The organism is Methylobacterium marchantiae (assembly GCF_042679825.1).
GTDB classification, from domain to species: domain Bacteria; phylum Pseudomonadota; class Alphaproteobacteria; order Rhizobiales; family Beijerinckiaceae; genus Methylobacterium; species Methylobacterium marchantiae.
In genome coordinates, this window is sequence record NZ_JBHTND010000002.1 from 100,955 (window position 1) to 119,688 (window position 18,734).

At 67.5% G+C, this 18,734-nt stretch carries 15 protein-coding genes; 9 read left to right on the top strand and 6 right to left on the bottom strand.

All coding sequences use genetic code 11. The features are described 5' to 3' along the window. Window positions 1-163 precede the first annotated feature (163 nt). Window positions 164-3,061 (top strand): preprotein translocase subunit SecA, encoded by a 2,898-nt coding sequence (gene secA / locus ACFQ4G_RS01915; RefSeq protein ID WP_238203101.1) that lies wholly within the window; start codon window positions 164-166, stop codon window positions 3,059-3,061. Window positions 3,062-3,312: 251 nt separating this feature from the next. Further along, on the top strand, window positions 3,313-4,149 hold the full coding sequence (locus ACFQ4G_RS01920) for a cell wall hydrolase (protein WP_238203103.1): 837 nt from the start codon (window positions 3,313-3,315) through the stop codon (window positions 4,147-4,149). Window positions 4,150-4,195: 46 nt separating this feature from the next. Here the strand turns inward: ACFQ4G_RS01920 and ACFQ4G_RS01925 are convergent, their stop codons facing one another. Together ACFQ4G_RS01925 and ispG are read right to left on the bottom strand one after the other, a co-directional pair. Beyond that, window positions 4,196-6,139, bottom strand: coding sequence for a potassium transporter Kup (locus ACFQ4G_RS01925; RefSeq protein WP_238203105.1), 1,944 nt, complete (start codon window positions 6,137-6,139; stop codon window positions 4,196-4,198). A gap of 349 nt (window positions 6,140-6,488) precedes the next feature. After that, a complete protein-coding gene (gene ispG, locus ACFQ4G_RS01930; RefSeq protein WP_238203106.1) occupies window positions 6,489-7,799 on the bottom strand; it encodes a flavodoxin-dependent (E)-4-hydroxy-3-methylbut-2-enyl-diphosphate synthase in 1,311 nt (436 codons plus the stop codon). Between the two features lie 445 nt (window positions 7,800-8,244). On the opposite strand from ispG, the gene ACFQ4G_RS01935 reads away from it, so the two are divergent. The 3 genes from ACFQ4G_RS01935 (at window position 8,245) to ACFQ4G_RS01945 (ending at window position 10,926) form a co-directional block, all read left to right on the top strand. Further along, window positions 8,245-9,354, top strand: coding sequence for a patatin-like phospholipase family protein (locus tag ACFQ4G_RS01935; protein WP_379039585.1), 1,110 nt, complete (start codon window positions 8,245-8,247; stop codon window positions 9,352-9,354). A 56-nt stretch (window positions 9,355-9,410) separates the two neighbouring features. Then, window positions 9,411-10,067 carry a sigma-70 family RNA polymerase sigma factor gene (locus ACFQ4G_RS01940; RefSeq protein ID WP_238203108.1) on the top strand — a complete coding sequence of 219 codons (657 nt, stop codon included), beginning with the start codon at window positions 9,411-9,413 and terminating at the stop codon, window positions 10,065-10,067. A gap of 88 nt (window positions 10,068-10,155) precedes the next feature. Beyond that, window positions 10,156-10,926 carry an anti-sigma factor family protein gene (locus ACFQ4G_RS01945; RefSeq protein WP_238203109.1) on the top strand — a complete coding sequence of 257 codons (771 nt, stop codon included), beginning with the start codon at window positions 10,156-10,158 and terminating at the stop codon, window positions 10,924-10,926. Between the two features lie 27 nt (window positions 10,927-10,953). Here ACFQ4G_RS01945 and ACFQ4G_RS01950 read toward each other — a convergent pair whose 3' ends face one another. Beyond that, on the bottom strand, window positions 10,954-11,967 hold the full coding sequence (locus tag ACFQ4G_RS01950) for a bifunctional riboflavin kinase/FAD synthetase (RefSeq protein ID WP_238203111.1): 1,014 nt from the start codon (window positions 11,965-11,967) through the stop codon (window positions 10,954-10,956). 274 nt (window positions 11,968-12,241) lie between these two features. Here ACFQ4G_RS01950 and ACFQ4G_RS01955 point away from each other — a divergent pair, with 274 nt between their 5' ends. After that, the gene (locus tag ACFQ4G_RS01955; RefSeq protein ID WP_018046001.1) at window positions 12,242-12,625 is read left to right on the top strand and encodes a response regulator; all 384 of its coding nucleotides are present in this window, start codon (window positions 12,242-12,244) and stop codon (window positions 12,623-12,625) included. Between the two features lie 56 nt (window positions 12,626-12,681). Continuing rightward, window positions 12,682-13,221: a protein phosphatase CheZ gene (locus ACFQ4G_RS01960; RefSeq protein ID WP_238203113.1), complete on the top strand. Its 540-nt coding sequence runs from the start codon at window positions 12,682-12,684 to the stop codon at window positions 13,219-13,221. Window positions 13,222-13,263: 42 nt separating this feature from the next. Here the strand turns inward: ACFQ4G_RS01960 and ACFQ4G_RS01965 are convergent, their stop codons facing one another. Together ACFQ4G_RS01965 and ACFQ4G_RS01970 are read right to left on the bottom strand one after the other, a co-directional pair. Next, window positions 13,264-14,172, bottom strand: coding sequence for a TIGR01459 family HAD-type hydrolase (locus ACFQ4G_RS01965; protein ID WP_238203122.1), 909 nt, complete (start codon window positions 14,170-14,172; stop codon window positions 13,264-13,266). A 105-nt stretch (window positions 14,173-14,277) separates the two neighbouring features. After that, the gene (locus tag ACFQ4G_RS01970; protein ID WP_238203124.1) at window positions 14,278-15,768 is read right to left on the bottom strand and encodes an EAL domain-containing protein; all 1,491 of its coding nucleotides are present in this window, start codon (window positions 15,766-15,768) and stop codon (window positions 14,278-14,280) included. 281 nt (window positions 15,769-16,049) lie between these two features. Here ACFQ4G_RS01970 and ACFQ4G_RS01975 point away from each other — a divergent pair, with 281 nt between their 5' ends. Together ACFQ4G_RS01975 and ACFQ4G_RS01980 are read left to right on the top strand one after the other, a co-directional pair. Further along, a complete protein-coding gene (locus ACFQ4G_RS01975) occupies window positions 16,050-16,271 on the top strand; it encodes a heavy-metal-associated domain-containing protein (RefSeq protein WP_238203126.1) in 222 nt (73 codons plus the stop codon). A gap of 289 nt (window positions 16,272-16,560) precedes the next feature. Continuing rightward, window positions 16,561-18,234: a formate--tetrahydrofolate ligase gene (locus tag ACFQ4G_RS01980; RefSeq protein WP_238203128.1), complete on the top strand. Its 1,674-nt coding sequence runs from the start codon at window positions 16,561-16,563 to the stop codon at window positions 18,232-18,234. A gap of 69 nt (window positions 18,235-18,303) precedes the next feature. Here ACFQ4G_RS01980 and ACFQ4G_RS01985 read toward each other — a convergent pair whose 3' ends face one another. After that, the gene (locus tag ACFQ4G_RS01985) at window positions 18,304-18,525 is read right to left on the bottom strand and encodes a hypothetical protein (RefSeq protein WP_238203131.1); all 222 of its coding nucleotides are present in this window, start codon (window positions 18,523-18,525) and stop codon (window positions 18,304-18,306) included. Between the last annotated feature and the right edge of the window lie 209 nt (window positions 18,526-18,734).

The following is an 18,734-nucleotide window of genomic DNA, read 5'->3' on the forward strand; positions in this document are numbered from 1 at the left end:
CCTCCCCTGCGCGGAGAGGGCGCCGCGGGGGCCGCGGCAAAGCCCGGCGCGACCGCATTGCGGGGCTGCCCTTTCGGATGCGTCCTGCAATATTTACCTCTATAAGCCCGCCCAACACATTCTTCCGATATCTCGCTTCAGATATCTCGACCGCAGGTTCACGATGCTCGGCGCCCTCGCTAAGAAGATTTTCGGCTCGTCCAACGACCGCCGCGTCAAGGGCTATCGCCCGCGCATTGCCGAGATCAACGCTCTGGAACCGGAGATCGCCGCGCTGTCGGACGAGGCCCTGCGCGCTCGGACCGACATGCTGAAGGCCGAACTCGCCGCCGGCAAGAGCCTCGACGATATCCTCGTGCCCGCCTTCGCCACCGTGCGGGAGGGCGCCAAGCGCGCCCTCGGCCAGCGCCATTTCGACGTGCAGCTCATCGGCGGCATGGTGCTGCACGAGAGCGGCATCGCCGAGATGCGCACCGGCGAGGGCAAGACCCTGGTGGCGACGCTGCCGGTCTACCTCAACGCCCTGTCGGGCCTCGGCGTGCACGTGGTGACCGTGAACGACTACCTCGCCTCGCGCGACGCCGAGTGGATGGGCCGGGTGTACCGCTTCCTCGGCCTCACCGTCGGGACCATCGTGCATGGGCTCGACGACGAGCAGCGCAGGGAGGCCTATGCCTGCGACATCACCTACGGCACCAACAACGAGTTCGGCTTCGACTACCTGCGCGACAACATGAAGTACGAGCTCGGCCAGCTCTCGCAGCGCGGGCACAATTACGCGATCGTCGACGAGGTCGATTCGATCCTGATCGACGAGGCGCGCACACCGCTGATCATTTCCGGCCCGGTGGACGACCGCTCGGAGCTCTACGTCTCCGTCGACGCGCTGATGCCCCATCTCGAAAAGGAGCATTACGACCTCGACGAGAAGCAGCGCTCGGTCTCGCTCACCGAGAGCGGCAACGAGTTCATCGAGGACCTGCTGCGCGGTGCCGACCTCCTGAAGGAGGGCGACCTCTACGACGCGCACAATGTCAGCCTCGTCCATCACGTGAACCAGGCGCTGCGCGCCCACACCCTGTTCACCCTGGACAAGGACTACATCGTCAAGAACGACGAGGTGGTGATCATCGACGAGTTCACCGGCCGCATGATGCAGGGAAGACGCTACTCTGAAGGCCTGCACCAGGCCCTGGAGGCCAAGGAGCGGGTGACGATCCAGCCCGAGAACCAGACGCTGGCCTCGATCACCTTCCAGAACTTCTTCCGCCTCTATTCGAAGCTCGCCGGCATGACCGGAACCGCCTCCACCGAGGCCGACGAGTTCGCCGAGATCTACAAGCTCGAAGTCGTCGATATCCCGACCAACAAGGAGGTCGAGCGCGTCGACGAGGACGACGAGGTCTACCGGACGGTGGGCGAGAAGTACGACGGCATCATCGCCGAGATCGAGAAGGCGCATGCGCGCCACCAGCCGATCCTGGTCGGCACCGGCTCCATCGAGAAGTCGCAGCATCTCGCCGAGATGCTGGTGAAGGCCGGCTTCAAGCAGCTCGACTATTCCGACCTGAACGCGCTGACCGACGTCTACGCCGCCGCCCGCGAAGGAAGGGTGACGAAGACCTTCGCCGTGCTCAACGCCCGCTTCCACGAGCAGGAGGCGTATATCGTGGCCGAGGCCGGCGTGCCGGGCGCCATCACCATCGCCACCAACATGGCCGGGCGCGGCACCGACATCAAGCTCGGCGGCAATCTCGAGATGCGCCTGGAGAAGGAGCTCGCGGGCCTGCCCGAGGGCGCGGAGCGGGACGCGAAGGCGGCCGCGATCAAGGCCGAGATCGAGGCGAACCGGGCCAAGGTGCTGGCCTCGGGCGAGCCGGCCGACCCTGAGGCGGGCCGCAAGAAGGCTCTGCCCGGTGGCCTCTACATCATCGGCACCGAACGCCACGAATCGCGGCGCATCGACAACCAGCTGCGCGGCCGTTCCGGCCGCCAGGGCGATCCCGGCCGGTCGAAATTCTACCTGTCGCTCCAGGACGACCTGATGCGGATCTTCGGCTCCGACCGCATGGACGGGATGCTGACCCGCCTCGGCCTGGAGAAGGGCGAGGCGATCATCCACCCCTGGATCAACAAGGCCATCGAGAAGGCGCAGCAGAAGGTCGAGGCGCGCAACTTCGACATGCGCAAGAACGTGCTGAAATACGACAACGTCATGAACGACCAGCGAAAGGTCGTGTTCGAGCAGCGCCGCGACTTCATGGGCCAGGACAGCGTGCGCGACACGGTGGACGAGATGCGCCACGGCGTCGTCGACGATCTCGTGGCGGTCCACGTCCCCGAGAACGCCTATGCCGAGCAATGGGACATCGAGGGCCTGCGCCTGCGCGTCGCCGAAGTGCTGAACCTCGACGTGCCGGTGGAGGATTGGGCCAAGGAGGAGGGCATCGCCGACGAGGAGATGCGCGACCGCCTGCGCACCGCCTCCGACGAGGCCTACGCCGCCCGCACCGAGCAGAACACCCCGCAGGTGATGACCTATGTCGAGAAGCAGGTCCTGCTGCAGACCCTCGACCATCTCTGGCGCGAGCATCTCGTCACCCTCGATCACCTGCGCCAGGTGATCGGCTGGCGCGGTTTCGCCCAGCGCGACCCTCTCAACGAGTACAAGTCCGAGGCGTTCGAGCTGTTCAACGGCCTCGTCGGCGCCCTGCGTGAGCAGGTGACCCAGCAGCTCGCCCGTATCGAGATCATGTATCAGGAGCCGGAAGCGCAGGGGGCGAACCCGTTCGCGACCCCGGAACTGCCGTCCATGTTCGCCCAGCATCTCGACCCCGTCACGGGCGAGAACGAGATGGACTTCTCCGATCGCGGCACGGGCAGCACCGGGGGCGGCGGACCGGCCTACGGCTATGCCGCGCAGGCGATGTCGACGGATGCCGCCGTGATCGAGCGCGACCCGAACGACGCGACCACCTGGGGCCGCGTCGGGCGCAACGAGCCCTGTCCCTGTGGCTCGGGCAAGAAGTTCAAGCACTGCCACGGCACCCTGACGGCCTGAGACCGACAAACCGATGCGGTGTGGCTCCGCCGCATCGGTTCACCATCAAGTCGCTGACGCGACATCGCCTTTTCCGGGCGTCGCAGCGCCGGCCGTGAGGTGGTGCGCCGGGTAGGGCTCCGCTTCATGGCCACCGGTCTCCCAAAGAAACCACATTTCCCGCCGAGCTAGACCGTCCAGAAAACAGACGGGAGCGAGACGGCATGGGGTATCCCCGATCGGCGACGACGGGACTTTACGGAGTCCTGCTGATGACGACGATGGGCCTCGGTGCCTGCAACTCCCCCACCACGACCGGTTCGCTCGGCGGCCCCGGGCTCGCCGCAAAGCCCATGGCGGTGAGCGACGCGGAGCGCGACTGCCTCGGCCGCGCCATGTATTTCGAATCGAACCGCAGTGACTCTGAAGGCCTGCTCGCGGTCGGCACGGTGGTGATGAACCGCCTCGAAGCGGCGGCCTTCCCGAATGGCGGCATCTGCGCCGTGGTCGGCCAGCCCCGCCAGTTCGCCGCCGGGGTACTCTCCAAGCCGATGGCGGAGAAGGACCTGACGAAGGTCGCGGACGCCGCCGACGCGGTCCTGGCCGGCCAGCGTCACCCGAAGGTCGGGAGGGCGATGTACTTCCACACCGCCGGACGCACGTTCCACTACAACAACATGCATTACGTGGCGGTGGCCGGCGGCAACGCCTTCTACGAGAAGCGCAAGCCCGGAGCCGCCGAGCAGGCGCCGCCGACCGCCCTGGCTTTCGCCGCGACGCCGGTCGCTCCCGCGGCCGAGGCCTCACCGGCCGCCTCCGTTCAGGTCGCCACGAACCCTGCCGCCGTCGAGGTTTCAGCGGCCGCGCTGCCGGCCGCAGTTCCCGACGCGGCGGGGGCCGCTACCATGGTGGCGGCTCCGGCTCGGGCGGCACCGGCGCAGGCGAGCGTGACCCCGCCGGCATCGTCCAGCCATGCGGCGCACATCAAGGCCGCAGCGAAACCTGCGGCGAGAGTACGGGTCGCGCACGGCCAAGCCTCGTCGACCCTCGCTGCCCTGGCGCCTGATGCACCGCCGCCGCCGCCGGTCATCAACCTGCCGCGGCCGTAATCCTCCGCCGGGGAGGGGCTGCGATGTTGGCCTCTCCGGAATGACTTCAGACGGTGACCTGGGTCCCCACTTCCACCACGCGGCCGGTGGGGATCTGGAAGAAGTCGGTGGCGTCGTTGGCGTTCTTGGCCAGCGTGATGAAGATCCGATCCTGCCAGAGCGGCATGCCCGAATGCGCGGCGGGGCGGATCGAGCGCCGGGACAGGAAGAACGACGTCGCCATGATGTCGAACTTGAATCCCTGCTTCTTCAGGAGCGTCAGCGTCCGCGGGATGTTCGGCGTCTCCATGTAGCCGAACTTCATCACGATCTTGGAGAAGTGCGGGCCGATCGGCTCCATGCGGATGCGGTCCGCATCGCTGGAGCGCGGCGTATCCACGGTCTCCACCGTGAGGATGACGTTCTTCTCGTGCAGCACCTTGTTGTGCTTGAGATTGTGCAGGAGGGCCGCCGGCGCGATCGATGGATCGCTGGTGAGGAACACCGCCGTGCCGCGCACATGGTGGGGCGGGCTCTTCTCCAGCATGCCGACGAGTTCCAGCAGCGGCACATCGGTCTTGCGGGTCTTGTTGAACAGGATGTTCACGCCCCGCACCCAGGTCCACATCACGATGATGAGACAGCCGGCGAGGACCAGGGGCACGTAGCCGCCCTCGAACACCTTCAGCAGGTTCGAGAGCATGAACAGGAACTCGATGAAGATGAACGGCATGATCGCGGCGGCGGCCGCGATCGGCGACCACTTCCACGACTTCCACAGCACGATGAAGGCCATGCTCGCGGTGAGCAGCATCGTGCCGGTCACGGCGATGCCGTAGGCCGAGGCGAGGGCCGAGGACGACCGGAACAGGATCGCCAGGACCACGACGCCGATCAGCAGCAGGATGTTCACCTGCGGCAGGAAGATCTGGCCAGAATGCGCTTCCGACGTGTGGCGGATCTCGAGGCGCGGCAGCAGGCCGAGCTGGATCGCCTGGCGCGACAGCGAGAACGCGCCGGTGATGACGGCCTGGCTTGCCGTGACGGTGGCGATGGTCGCCAGGATCACCATCGGCAGCAGCCCCCATTCGGGGACGAGCTGGTAGAACGGGTCGGTCGTGTCGGGCACGTTGAGGACGAGGGCCGTCTGGCCGAGATAGTTCAGGGTCAGGCACGGCGCCACGAGGCCGAGCCAGGCGATCTGGATCGGCCTCCGCCCGAAATGCCCGAGATCGGCGAACAGGGCCTCGGCCCCCGTCACCGCAAGGAACACTGCGCCCAGGGCCACCAGCGCCCCGGTGCCGTGGCCGAGGAGATAGTGGACCGCGTACCAGGGGTTGAAGGCGAGGAAGACGTCGGGCCGCGAGATGATGTGGGGCAGCGCCGCGAGACCGAGGGCGAGGAACCAGACCACCATGATCGGGCCGAAGAAGGCCGCGACCTTGCTGGTGCCCCGGCTCTGCACCATGAACAGCGCGAGGATGATCGCCACCGTGATCGGCAGGACGTAATTCTCGAAGGCGGGAGTGACGAGTTTCAGGCCTTCCACCGCCGAGAGCACGGAGATCGCCGGCGTGATGACGGCGTCGCCGTAGAACAGGGAGGCGCCGAGCAGCCCGAGCATGAAGACGATGCGCGAGCCGCCGAGCGCCTTGCGGGCGAGGGCCATCAGCGAGAGGATGCCGCCCTCGCCGTTATTGTCCATGCGCAGCAGGATGACGACGTATTTGATCGTGACGATCAGCAGCAGCGCCCAGAGGATGAGCGACGTGGTGCCGAGGATCTCCTCGGGCAGCAGGATGCCGTCCGCCCTCGCCGGCCCGAGGGCCTCGCGGAAGGCGTAGAGCGGGCTGGTGCCGATATCGCCGTAGACGACGCCGACCGAGCCGACGACCAGCGTCCAGACGCTCGTCTTCCCGTGACCGTGCCCGTGCTCGGCTGGTCCGCTATCGGGACGGGCCGCGGGGTCGGACTGAGCGCCGGGAGCGCTCGGGGTAGCGGTTTGCGTCATGCGCTGCGATCAGGCTTCTGCGACGGAGAAAGGGGTCGAATGGAGAGGCTTGGCCGGTCGCCGGGCATCGGCGACGGAGATCGACGGGCGAGAAGCGGAAACGGACCCCATGTTCCACCTCGCCAGATCCCGCCTCGCCATATCCCACCTCGCATGGACGCTTCGCGGCCGGTCCCCGGCTTCGGCGCGAGGGCGGTCCCAGCGCGAAGCATGCCAAGTCGTATCATGCGGCCGTTGGGCGGAGAACGACGATCCCGTGACGAGGCGGGATCGTCCTCGCATGAGGGCGAGCAGACTCGCCCCGCGCCGCCGGCGCGAGGCAGGAAGACGAGCGAGGCGACGGGCGTGCCTATTCCGCGGCGGTGCGGGCGCCCTGGCCGAAGCGGCGCTCGATATAGTCGATCACCACCGTCTCGAAATCCTTGGCGAGCGTAGCGCCGCGAAGAGTCATCGCCTTCTTGCCGTCGATGAAGACCGGGGCGGTGGGGGTCTCGCCGGTGCCGGGCAGCGAGATGCCGATATCGGCATGCTTCGATTCGCCGGGACCGTTGACGATGCAGCCCATCACCGCGACGTTCAGGCCCTCGACGCCCGGATAGGTCTTCTTCCATTCCGGCATCGAGGTGACGATCCAGTTCTGGATGTCGCGGGCGAGTTCCTGGAACGTGGTCGAGGTGGTGCGGCCGCAACCGGGACAGGCGGCGACCATCGGTACGAAGGTGCGGAAGCCCATCGTCTGCAGCAGTTCCTGCGCCGCCTTCACCTCGACGGTGCGGTCACCGCCGGGCTCGGGGGTCAGCGAGTAGCGGATCGTGTCGCCGATGCCTTCCTGGAGCAGCACGCCGATGGCGGCGGAGGCGGCGACGAGGCCCTTCGAGCCCATGCCGGCCTCGGTGAGGCCGAGATGGATCGCGTAATCCGAGCGCTTGGCGACCTCGCGATAGACCGCGATCAGGTCCTGCACCGCCGAGACCTTGGCCGAGAGGATGATCCGGTCCTTGGAGAGGCCGAGTTCCTCGGCGCGCTGGGCCGAGGACAGGGCGGAGCGGACCATGGCCTCGCGCATGACGGCGCGGGCGTCGATGGGCCGGGCGGACCGGGCGTTCTCGTCCATCAGGTGGGTGAGCAGAGCCTCGTCCAGCGAACCCCAGTTCGCACCGATGCGCACCGTCTTCCCGTAGCGGACCGCCTGCTCGATGATGGTCGAGAACTGCGTATCCTTCTTTTCCTTGAAGCCGACATTGCCCGGGTTGATCCGGTACTTGGCCAGGGCCTCGGCACAGGCCGGATGGTCGGACAGGAGCTTGTGGCCGATATAGTGGAAGTCGCCCACCAGCGGCACGTGGACGCCGATCCGGGCCAGCCGGTCGCGGATCTTCGGCACGGCCGCCGCCGCCTCGTCGCGATCGACGGTGATGCGCACGAGCTCGGAGCCGGCCCGAGACAGGGCGGCGACCTGGGCCACCGTGGCATCGATATCGGCGGTGTCGGTGTTGGTCATCGACTGGACGACGATGGGCGCGCCTCCGCCGACTGTGACCGCCCCCTCGCCCTCGCCGACCGTGACCCCCGTCGTGCGGTGACGCGAGCTCGGACCGGCGATCTCCGGCCCGGTGATCGAGATGCCGGGGCCGAACGGGTCGGCGGAAGTGGCTTCCATCGAAGGGGCTTCCATCATGGCGTCCATCTCTGACCTTGTATGTGGCCCGGCCTGCCCTGAAGCGGGCGCCCGGCCATGGTCGTCTTCAGTCGAATCCTCCCGATCCTTTGCGAAGATCGGGTGAAGGGTCCGGTCTTGGAGGACCCTCGTCGTTTAGCTGAGATGGCGCGCCGCATGCGTCAAGTCCGCGTGCCACATGGCAAAACCACGTAAACCTCACGGACCGCGCGCAACGTCCCGGCCCAGCGTCGGCTGACATGTCTTATCCCATGGGCGATGTCGAGGGAATTGGCGCAGTGCGACAAGTCCGTCACAGCGGCGGCCCAAGAGGAACCGATCCATGCCGCCAGCGGTTTGCTGCCCTGCGACCTTTGATGCTGCACTGCAGCATTCCCACATGCACGTTTCGCATGTGCCCGTGCCATCCTCCCATGTGGAGCTGACGATGCTCGATTCCCTACAGCCTGCCCCGGCTGATTCGCCTTCGACCGATGTCGAGATGGCTCAACCCAGGCCGATCGCCCGCCCGTCGGTCAGCCTGGCGGGCCCGAATGCCGAGAAGACGGTCGCACTGGCGCTTCAGGGCGGCGGCGCGCACGGCGCCTTCACCTGGGGGGTGCTCGATGCCCTGATCGAGGACGGCCGCCTGGCTTTCGAGGCCGTCACCGGTGCCAGCGCCGGCGCGATGAACGCGGTCGTAATGGTGGACGGGTGGATCGCCGGCGGTCCGAACGGCGCCCGAGAGGCCCTCGACCGGTTCTGGCGCGAGGCGAGCCTCGACGGTGACCTGTGGCCGGCCCAGCGCGGCGTGTTCGACCACATGTTCGATTTTTTGAGCCAGAACCCGATCCTGGACTTCTGGGCCCGCGCTTTCAAGACGAGCCCCTACGTCTCGAACCCGCTCAACGTGAACCCGCTGCGCAAGGCACTGGCCAAGCACGTGGATTTCGACCGGCTTCGCGCCGCCCAGACCGCCGGCATCTATGTGTCGGCGACCAATGTCTGGACCGGCAAGCTCGCCATCTTCGAGCGCGAATCCCTGAGCCTCGATCACCTGATGGCCTCGGCCTGCCTGCCGACGGTGTTCCAGGCGGTGGAGATCGACGGCGTGCCTTATTGGGACGGCGGATATCTCGGCAATCCGCCGATCTACCCGCTGTTTCACGGGGCACAGACCCGCGACGTCGTCCTGGTCCAGATCAACCCGGTGGAGCGCCGCGAGACGCCGCGGTCCCGCGAGGAAATCCAGGACCGGCTCAACGAGATCACCTTCAACGCCAACCTCATGCGCGAGCTGCGCGCCATCGATTTCGTGGAGAGCCTGATCGAGGACGGTGTGCTCGGGCGCAACGATTACCACCGCATGCTGGTCCATCGCATCGACGGGACCGGGGCGCTCGACGATTACAAGGCGTCCTCGCGGATGGATGCCCGGATCGGCGTATTCGAAGGCCTGCGCGACAAGGGCCGCGCGGCGGCGCAGGCCTGGCTCGCGGAGCATTACGAGGGGATCGGCCGCGACTGTACCCTCAACCTCAAGGCGACCTATCAATAGATCAACAGAAGGAGGCCCGACCGGATTAGACGGCCGGGCCCGCGCGTTTACTGATCATGACGGCCGAACCGACTCAGACCGCCTCCCCCTCCTCCATCGTCGACCTCCTGGTCCCGTTGCGGCGCTATGCGCGCTCCCTGACTCGCGACGCCCTGAAGGCCGACGACCTCGTCCACGATACCCTCGTCCGCGCACTGGAATCGGGCCTCTCCGTGAGACCGAACACCAACCTGCGGACCTGGATGATGACGGTGCTGCACAACGTCTTCATCGACGACCAGCGCCGCAAGCGGGTGGAAGCCCGCCATGCCGAATCCCTCGTCCAGATGGGCGACGAGAGCGTGCCGCCCGCCCAGGAAGGGCAGGTGCGCCTCGCCCAGATCCGTCAGGCCTTCCTGACATTGCCGGAAGAGCAGCGCGCCGCGCTCCATCTCGTGACCCTGGAAGGCATGGCCTATGCGGAAGCCGCTGCCGTGCTCGGCATCCCCATCGGTACCCTGATGTCCCGTCTCGGTCGCGGTCGCGCCGCCCTTCGCGCCTTCGAAGAGGGCGAAGCTAGCAGCAGCGGTCGCGGCCGCTCGGACCCGCCGCAGAGCGGAGGCTCCGGCCGGCCGGAACGTCCGCACCTGCGCCTCGTCAGCGAATGGGGCGGCCAGGACACCCGGCACGGGCACGATGCCCGGATGGTGCCGAGAGCCGTCGGCGGATCGTGACCACGCCGATATCGAGGATACTCGGTGCGAGTATCAGGACTGTATGGAGGCGCGGCCTCTTCCGACCGTTGAACTGGAACCGAGCGTCATGATCGACCCGATCACCGACAGCGACCTCGCCGCCTTCGTGGATGGCCAACTCGACGTGATGCGTCGGCTCGAGGTCGAATCCTATCTCGCCCGCGCGCCCGAGGCCGCCGCAAGAGTGATGGCCGAGATGCACGACAGGGACGCCCTGCGTCAGGCCTTCGCGCAATTGCCGGGACCGGGGCCGGAGCGCAACCGGTCGGCGGCCCGTCGTCTCGACAGGTCCATGGCGTGGCGGCGCTTCGGCGAACGGCTGAAACGCGCGGCGGTGATCGTCCTCCTCGTCGGTGCCGGCTGGATCGCGCATTCGGATACCGGCGTGTTCGGCGTTCCCGACACCTTCGCCGCGCCGGTGGACCCGGCCCTGGTGACCGATGCGCGCCAGGCCAGGGAGGCGGCCCAGATCCGCGTCCGCCTCGGCTCGCGCGCGACGCCGAGCTACGACAAGGCCGCCATCTCGAACGCCACCGGCATCGTCCTGCCGGATCTGCCGGGGGATTGGTCCGTGCGCGACGTCCAGATCGTGCCCGGCCGCCATGGTGCAGGCGTCGAAGTCCTGATCGATGCACCCGATCTCGGCGAGGTCTCCCTGTTCGCGGCGCGTGCCACGCACGAGACGGCCTCGACCGGCGAGGTGACGAGCCCGGGCGACGGCGAGACCGCCTACTGGACGGCGGGACGCTCGGTCTATGCCCTCAGCGGCAACGGCCATCAGAGCGCGCTGCAGCAGGCGGCCCGCCGCCTCGCTTCGATCGACACCGCCGGCCGCTGATCGACCCGAGCAGAACGTCGCCGGAATTCAGCCGATCATGGATGGAACGTGGTCGGCCACGATGACGGTGCGTGCCTCGGCCGCGTCGATGTCCATCCTCGCTATCAGGGCCTCCGCCCCCGAGAAGCGCTCCTCGCCGCGGATGTAGCCGAGGAACTCCACGGCGATGGTCCGGCCGTAGAGATCGCCCGAGAACCCGAACAGGTTGACCTCGAGCAGCGGTGCGCCGTCGTCGAAGGTCGGCCGCCGCCCGTAGCTCGCCACTCCGTCCCGTACCGCGCCGTCGGGCAATCCGACGCGGACGGCGTAGATGCCGTGGGCGAGCGCACAATCGGGCAGGGCGACGTTCGCTGTGGGATAGCCCAGCGTGCGGCCCCGCTTGTCGCCGTGTCGGACCTCGCCGCAGACGAACCAGCGGTAGCCGAGCAGCCGGTTCGCCAAGGCGATGTCGCCCAGCCGCAGGGCCTCGCGGATCGCGCTCGACGAGACCGGGGCCTCGCCCTCCCCGATGGAAACGGCCGGAATGATCCGGCAATCCAGGGATGCCTCCGCGCAGAGCCGGGCCAGCACGCCCGGCGTGCCCTCGCGTCCGCGCCCGAAATGGAAGTCGTGGCCGATCACGACGCCGGAGAGGCCGAGATCGCGCTTCAGCAGGCCATGGACGAAATCGGCGGCGGTCGTCCCCGCCATGGTCGCGTCGAAACGGCGCACGATCAGGCCGTCGAGCCCGAGGCGGGCGAAGACGATCTCCTTGGCGACGGGGCCCGTCAGCCGGAACATCGGCAGATCGGGCGCGAAATAGGCCCGCGGATGGGGCTCGAAGGTGAGCATCACCGCCGGGACGCCACGCCTGTCCGCCTCCTCGCGGACGGCCTCGACCAGGGCGCCGTGGCCCCGGTGCACACCGTCGAAATTGCCGATCGCGGCGATGGCCCCGGCGAGGATCGCCGGCACCGTCTCGTCTTCGCGGCAGATCGTGAAGGGCCGCCCCGACGGGGAGCCGGCTCCGGGGCGCGCGGAAGGATCGTCGGCAGGCGCCATCGGATTCAAGCGGTCTCGACAAAGCTGCGGCCGGAGCGGCGACCGTGGGGAATTCGCGCGGAACCTGTCGAAAAGCCGGGGAAGGGTCAAGGGAAGCGGAGGCCAGATCGCAGCGGGATGCGCGATCCCCTGCGCAGTTAACCGCTTCGCAATGCCGATCGCGGTACTTTCCCGAATGAGAGGCGGCGCGTGGCGGCGCTTCCCCAGACCATTGCCCTTTACCGGCTCGCGGTGCGCCGCACCGGCCCTATACACCGACGGAGCACCCCTACCCATGGCCCTCGATCTCGGCATGCCGATCCTCGTCGTGGACGATTATCAGACGATGGTCCGCATCATCCGCAACCTGCTCAAGCAGCTCGGCTTCGAAGAGGTCGACGATGCCTCGGACGGCACCGCCGCTCTCGCCCGGCTGAAGAACCGCAAATACGGTCTCGTGATCTCCGATTGGAACATGGAGCCGATGACGGGATACGAGCTGTTGCGCCACGTCCGCGCCGACGAGGCCCTGCGCACCACGCCGTTCATCATGGTCACCGCCGAATCAAAGACCGAGAACGTGATCGCGGCCAAGAAGGCCGGCGTGAACAACTACATCGTCAAGCCCTTCAATGCAGCGACCCTGAAGAGCAAGATCGAGGCTGTCTGCGGCGCTTGAGCCGCAGATTCGCTCGTTATTCTTCAGCGGTTCGCACGATCGTGGAGCGATAGGCGATGGCCATGGCGGAACAGGCACGCACGGTCGGCAAGGCACCGGTGACGGTGCGGCCGTCTCTGATCAGAGAGCTGATCGACATCGCCGACTACATCGCCCATGTCCGCAAGGAGATCGCCGCCCTGCGGGCCAACGAGCTCACCCGCGACCGGCTTCCGATGGCGCATGAGGAACTCGGCAGCGTCGTCGAGGCGACGGCGGGCGCGACGAACTCGATCATGACCGCGGCCGAGGAAATCCTCGGCCTGCCCGACGACAAGAACTACCGTGCCGCCGTCGAGGCGCGGATGAACGACATCTTCGAGGCCTGCACGTTCCAGGACATTACCGGGCAGCGCATCTCTAAAGTCAGCGAATCCCTTCGCCAGCTCGAAGGGCGCCTGTCGCGCTTCGCCTCCGCCGTGAAGGCCAAGGACGAGGGCGGCGTCGACCCGACCGAAGTGGAGCGCCGGGTGCGCGCCGAGCTGCTGCTCCTCAACGGACCGCAGATCAAGGGACCGGCCACCGCCCAGGACGAGATCGACGCTTTGTTCTCGTGATCCTCAGGTCGCGGAGCTCAAGGTCCGCGAAGCTCGAGGGCGTTACCAGACCAGCCGCTCGATGACGGCGTCGGGGCGAACGTCCTGGCCAGCGAGCCATTCCGCGACATCGCCCAACGTGTCGTGATCGGCGACGACGCCGAGCTCTTCCGCATGGATGCCGCGCGCCACCAGAAGGTTCGGGATGCCATAGGCCGCCGCCCCGGCGATGTCGGTGCGCAACGCGTCGCCCACGGCGAGGATCCGGGTGATATCCGGTGCGCTGCCGCCGTTCAGATCCCCCGCCATGGCGAGCGCCGCCTCGTAGACCGGGCGATACGGCTTGCCGGCATAGGTCACCGCGCCGCCGATCTCCGCATAGGCCTGCGCGATCAAGCCGGCGCAGGGGATCAGCTTCTTCTCGCGCTCGACCACGAGATCGGGATTGGCGCAGATCATCGGCACCTGCCGCACCCGGAAACCGGCCAGGGTCTCGCGGTAATCCTCAGCCGTCTCGCAGGTATCGTCGAACAGGCCGGTGCAGACCACGCGGTCGGCTTGCGCCTCCCCCACGAGCCGGATGTCGAGGCGATCGAAGATCGTCGCGTCGCGCTCCGGCCCGAGATGGTGGATGCGCTCGCCCGGATGCTCCGCGATCAGCCGGCGGGTCAGGTCGCCGGAGGTGAGGATGGCATCGTAGGCCTCGCGCGGCACGCCGTATCCGTCGAGGATGACCTGAACGCCGGCCCAGGGACGGGGCGCGTTGGAGACGAGGATGACCCGGCGGCGGCGGCCGTCCTCGTTCAGGTTGCGGAAGCGGATCAGCGCATCGCCAGCCCCCTCATGCGCGCGCGTTCCGTCATGCAGGACGCCCCAGACATCGCACAGGATCAGGTCGTAGCGGTCGGCGACGGCGGAAAGCCCGTTCAGGGTCGGGATCTGCGTCGTCGCGCGCGCGATCGGTTCGCTCATGAGGCTGGCCTGACTGGCAAGGAATTGCGGCAAGGAGGGATGGCCGACCGGTTAAGCCGGCCGTTCGCCGAAATCAACGCGGCAGGTATCCCGGCCGACGGAAGCTCAGCCGGCCCGGCGGAGGAAGTCGCGGAACGGGCGGCGCTGGGGCGGCGGCTCCGGGTCCTCGCCGGCGGGTTCGGGCGCAGGCGGAACGGAGGCCGGTGGCGGCGCGGCGGTGAGAACCTCGGCCCGCACCGCCCGGGCCGGGGCGAAGACCGAGCCCTGCGCCAGCGGGACGTCGAGATCGATCAGATCCGGAACGTCGCTCTCGCGCTCGACGGCCTCCGCCACCAGCCGGATACCGGCCCTGGACAGGGAGGCGACGAGGTCGTCGAGGGCGATGTCGGGCATTGCCTGGCGGGAGCCGGGGCGAAGCAGGAGGTCGGCGGGCACCTTGACCTGGCCGACACCGCGGTCGGCGAGCGCCAGCGGATCGAGGCGTAGGTCCACCGGCCGGTCGAGGGCGAAGCCGACGCGGCCGCGCAGCTCCGCCAGCGCTCCGGCCTGCTCGGCGTCGAGGCTACGCCAGCTCGACTGGGGCAGCGCGATCACGAGGCGTCCCGACAGGTCGGGCTCGCCGGCGAGCAGCCGCGGCAGCGTGCGCAGGAATCCGGGCTCGAACAGCGAACGCGGCGACAGGGCGTAGGTCACCACCGCCTGGCTGCCGCGCCCGGCGAGGTGGCGGGCCACCGTGGCGACGAGCTGGAGCATGCGGCGATCGAGCTCGGTGGTCCGCCCGTGCCGTTCGAGGACCGGCAGGAACAGGTTCGGCTTCAGGATATCGGTACCGACGCGCAGGCGCGCCAGCGCTTCGTAGGAGACGACCTTGCGCTGGGGCAGCGAGACGATGGGCTGGAGATGGACTTCGAGCCCGTCGCCACCGAAGGCCTCGACCATGACGGCGTCCCGGCTGCGATCCGGGGGCGGTGCGTCGGCAGCGTTCTCCGAGCGCTCCTGCGGCGGCCAGGAGCGTGGCACCCAGGGCGTGCCGATCGCTTCGGTCTTCGGGGCGAGAGAGGGCGGTGGAGCGATCGCTCCCTCGACGGGGACCCTGCGGACCACCGGAGGCGGTGAGGGAATCGGAGCGGGCGGCGGCGTCTCCTTCAGGCGGGCGATCTCGCCGTCCTGGGTCGCGACCACGGCGGCGAGTTCGCGGACGATGCCGCTGAGCAGGCCGATCTCGGTGGTGACCTCCTCGATGGCGGCCGAGACCGAGGCATTCTCCGCCGGCCTGTCGTCCATGGATCCCGTCATCGCACCCGTCTCGCCGACGCGAGCACGCTCAATCCGCATCTGCTGGTCGGCGATGAGACGCGCCACCGTCTCCAGGCGTACGAGGCGCTGCGACAGGATATCGACCTCGCCCGACAGCTTTTCGCAGCGCAGGTCGAGCTTCCGCGCCCGGCGCGCGGACAGGACGGCGACGAGGCCGCTCAGGGCCGCCAATCCGAAGGCGCCGCCAAGGGGAGAGATCACTGCGAGCGGCGCCACGACCACGAACCCGATGAGGCTCAGAACCCACGGACCCGTGCGTCGGCCGACGATCCGGGCCATCGGAATACTCTTACCCTCACGACGATCGATGGAGATCACGACGGCCCGGTTGCGGCGATCGCGAATCGAGACAGGCCCCGGTTGTCGCCGAGACGGAGAGGTCTCACAAGACTCGTGCGGGCTGCATGAACCGGTTTTTTGCCATGTGTTGCATGAGCTTCCAAGCTTGGCTTCAGCCAGTCTCGCATCCTGCTCCGGCCCGACGCACCGTAGCCCCTCGCGGCGGCACGGGATTTGGCTCTACATAGATCCCGGACGTACCCAGAGACGGGAGACGGCGGATGGACGCGAGACGGGTGGACCTGCTGATGCAGGTGGACGGCATGACCTGCGACGGCTGTGCGGAGGCCGTGCGCAGGGCCATTCTTCGGATCGATCCGCAAGCGCATGTCGTCGTCGACCTCGATCATGGCCGCGTCGCCCTCACCACCGATGCCCAGAGCCTGACGATCGCCGAGGCGCTGGACCAGGCCGGCTACACGGCGACGGCGATGACGGGCTGATCGAAACTCCTGTCCCCGCCTGCGACGCGGAGGTTCGCGAAGTGGATTTTGCGCGCACCGTCCCGATCTCAAATGAAATTTTGCCGGTGGGTTGAAAAATTCCGAGGCGCTTTTGCTTGCGCCTTCGACCAAAGTGATATCAGCGGCGGAGCTTGGCTCCAGGGCCGGGACTGCCCCAAGACATCCCCGGTGACGGGGACCTTCGCAGGGTGCGCCCGGCGACGAGACCACGACACCTAAACAAACGCCAGCGCGACGCCAATCGCGACGACAGACCTGGGAGAGACGAATGCCCTCAGACATCGAGATCGCCCGCGCGGCGACCCTGAAGCCGATCACGCAGGTCGCCGAGAAGATCGGGATTCCGGACGACGCGCTGCACCATTACGGCAAGCACATCGCCAAGATCGACCACGCCTTCATCAAGTCGCTGGAATCGAAGCCCGAGGGCAAGCTCGTCCTCGTCACCGCCATCAGCCCGACCCCGGCCGGCGAGGGCAAGACCACGACCACGGTCGGCCTCGGCGACGCGCTGAACCGTATCGGCAAGAAGACGGTGATGTGCCTGCGCGAGCCCTCGCTCGGCCCCTGTTTCGGCATGAAGGGCGGAGCGGCCGGCGGCGGCAAGGCCCAGGTCGTGCCGATGGAGCAGATCAACCTGCACTTCACCGGCGATTTCCACGCCATCACCTCGGCGCATTCGCTGGCCGCCGCGCTCATCGACAACCACGTCTACTGGGCCAACGAACTCAACATCGACGTGCGCCGCATCCACTGGCGCCGGGTCGTCGATATGAACGACCGGGCCCTGCGCTCGATCACCCAGTCGCTCGGCGGCGTCGCCAACGGCTTCCCGCGCGAGGACGGATTCGACATCACCGTGGCCTCAGAGGTCATGGCCGTCTTCTGCCTCGCCAAGGATCTCGACGACCTCGAGGCGCGCCTCGGCCGAATCGTCATCGCCGAGACCCGCGACCGCAAGCCGGTGACTCTCGCCGACGTGAAGGCCACGGGCGCCATGACCGTGCTGCTGAAGGACGCGCTGCAGCCGAACCTCGTTCAGACCCTGGAAGGCAACCCCGCCCTCATCCATGGCGGCCCCTTCGCCAACATCGCCCATGGCTGCAACTCGGTGATCGCCACCCGCGCCGGCCTCAAGCTCGGCGACTACGTCGTGACGGAAGCCGGCTTCGGCGCCGATCTGGGCGCCGAGAAGTTCATCGACATCAAGTGCCGGCAGGCGGGGCTGAAGCCTTCGGCCGTGGTCATCGTCGCCACCGTGCGCGCCCTTAAGATGCATGGCGGCGTCTCGAAGAAGGAGCTCGGCTCCGAGAACCTCGAAGCCCTGGAGAAGGGTTTCGCCAACCTCGCCCGCCACGTCGCCAACGTTCGCGGCTTCGGCCTGCCCGTGGTCATCGGCGTGAACCATTTCTACGCCGACACCGACGCGGAACACGCCAAGCTCAAGGAACTCTGCCGCGACAAGCTCGACGTCGAGGCGATCACCTGCAAGCATTGGGCGGAAGGCGGAGCCGGTGCCGAGGAACTGGCCCAGGCCGTGGTCAAGCTGGCCGAAGGCGAGCAGAAGCCGCTGACCTTTGCCTACGAGACCGAGACCAAGCTCACCGACAAGGTCAAGACGATCGCGACGAAGCTCTACGGCGCCGCCGACATCCAGGTGGAATCGAAGGCCGCCACCAAGCTCGCCCAGTTCGAGAAGGACGGCTACGGCCACCTGCCGGTCTGCATGGCCAAGACGCAGTACTCGTTCTCCACCGATCCGAACCTGATGGGCGCACCCTCGGGCCACCTCATCTCGGTGCGCGATGTCCGGCTCTCGGCCGGTGCGGGCTTCGTCGTGGTGATCTGCGGTGAGATCATGACCATGCCGGGCCTGCCCAAGGTCCCGGCGTCCGAAGGCATCCATCTCGACGCCAACGGGCAGATCGAGGGACTGTTCTAGTCCCGACGCCATCGCTCCCCTAACGCGGGGAGCGATGGCACCCAAGGGATGCCGAGCGCAGGCCGGCGGTCAGGCCGCCGCGCGCGCTCCGTAGGAATCCGGATCGAGGAAGGCGGCGATCTCCTGGATCAGGTCGCGCCTCTGTTGCTCGACGAGGTCCGGCAGGATGTCGTCCCCCTCCTGATCGATGGCCGACAGTAGGCGGATCTCTGGAAGTGTCCCCTCGAACACGACCAGAACCTCCGCCTGAGCGTAGGGATCATGGGGATCAAGGCAAAGATGGTTGGCCATCGGGCTCACTGCGCTCATTCCGACGATGAATAAAAATTCCTTACACCTCGTCTATGAGGCTGAAAATCACCGTTGATAATGCACTAAATCGCACGAAGGCGTGACGGTTCGTGAAAGAGCTCCCTTTCTGACACCTTCAGGAACCCAAGAGCGGCAATCTGATACGGTCCCGGTACGTTTTGGCTGGCCGCTTTCTTCGCAGAGGGAAG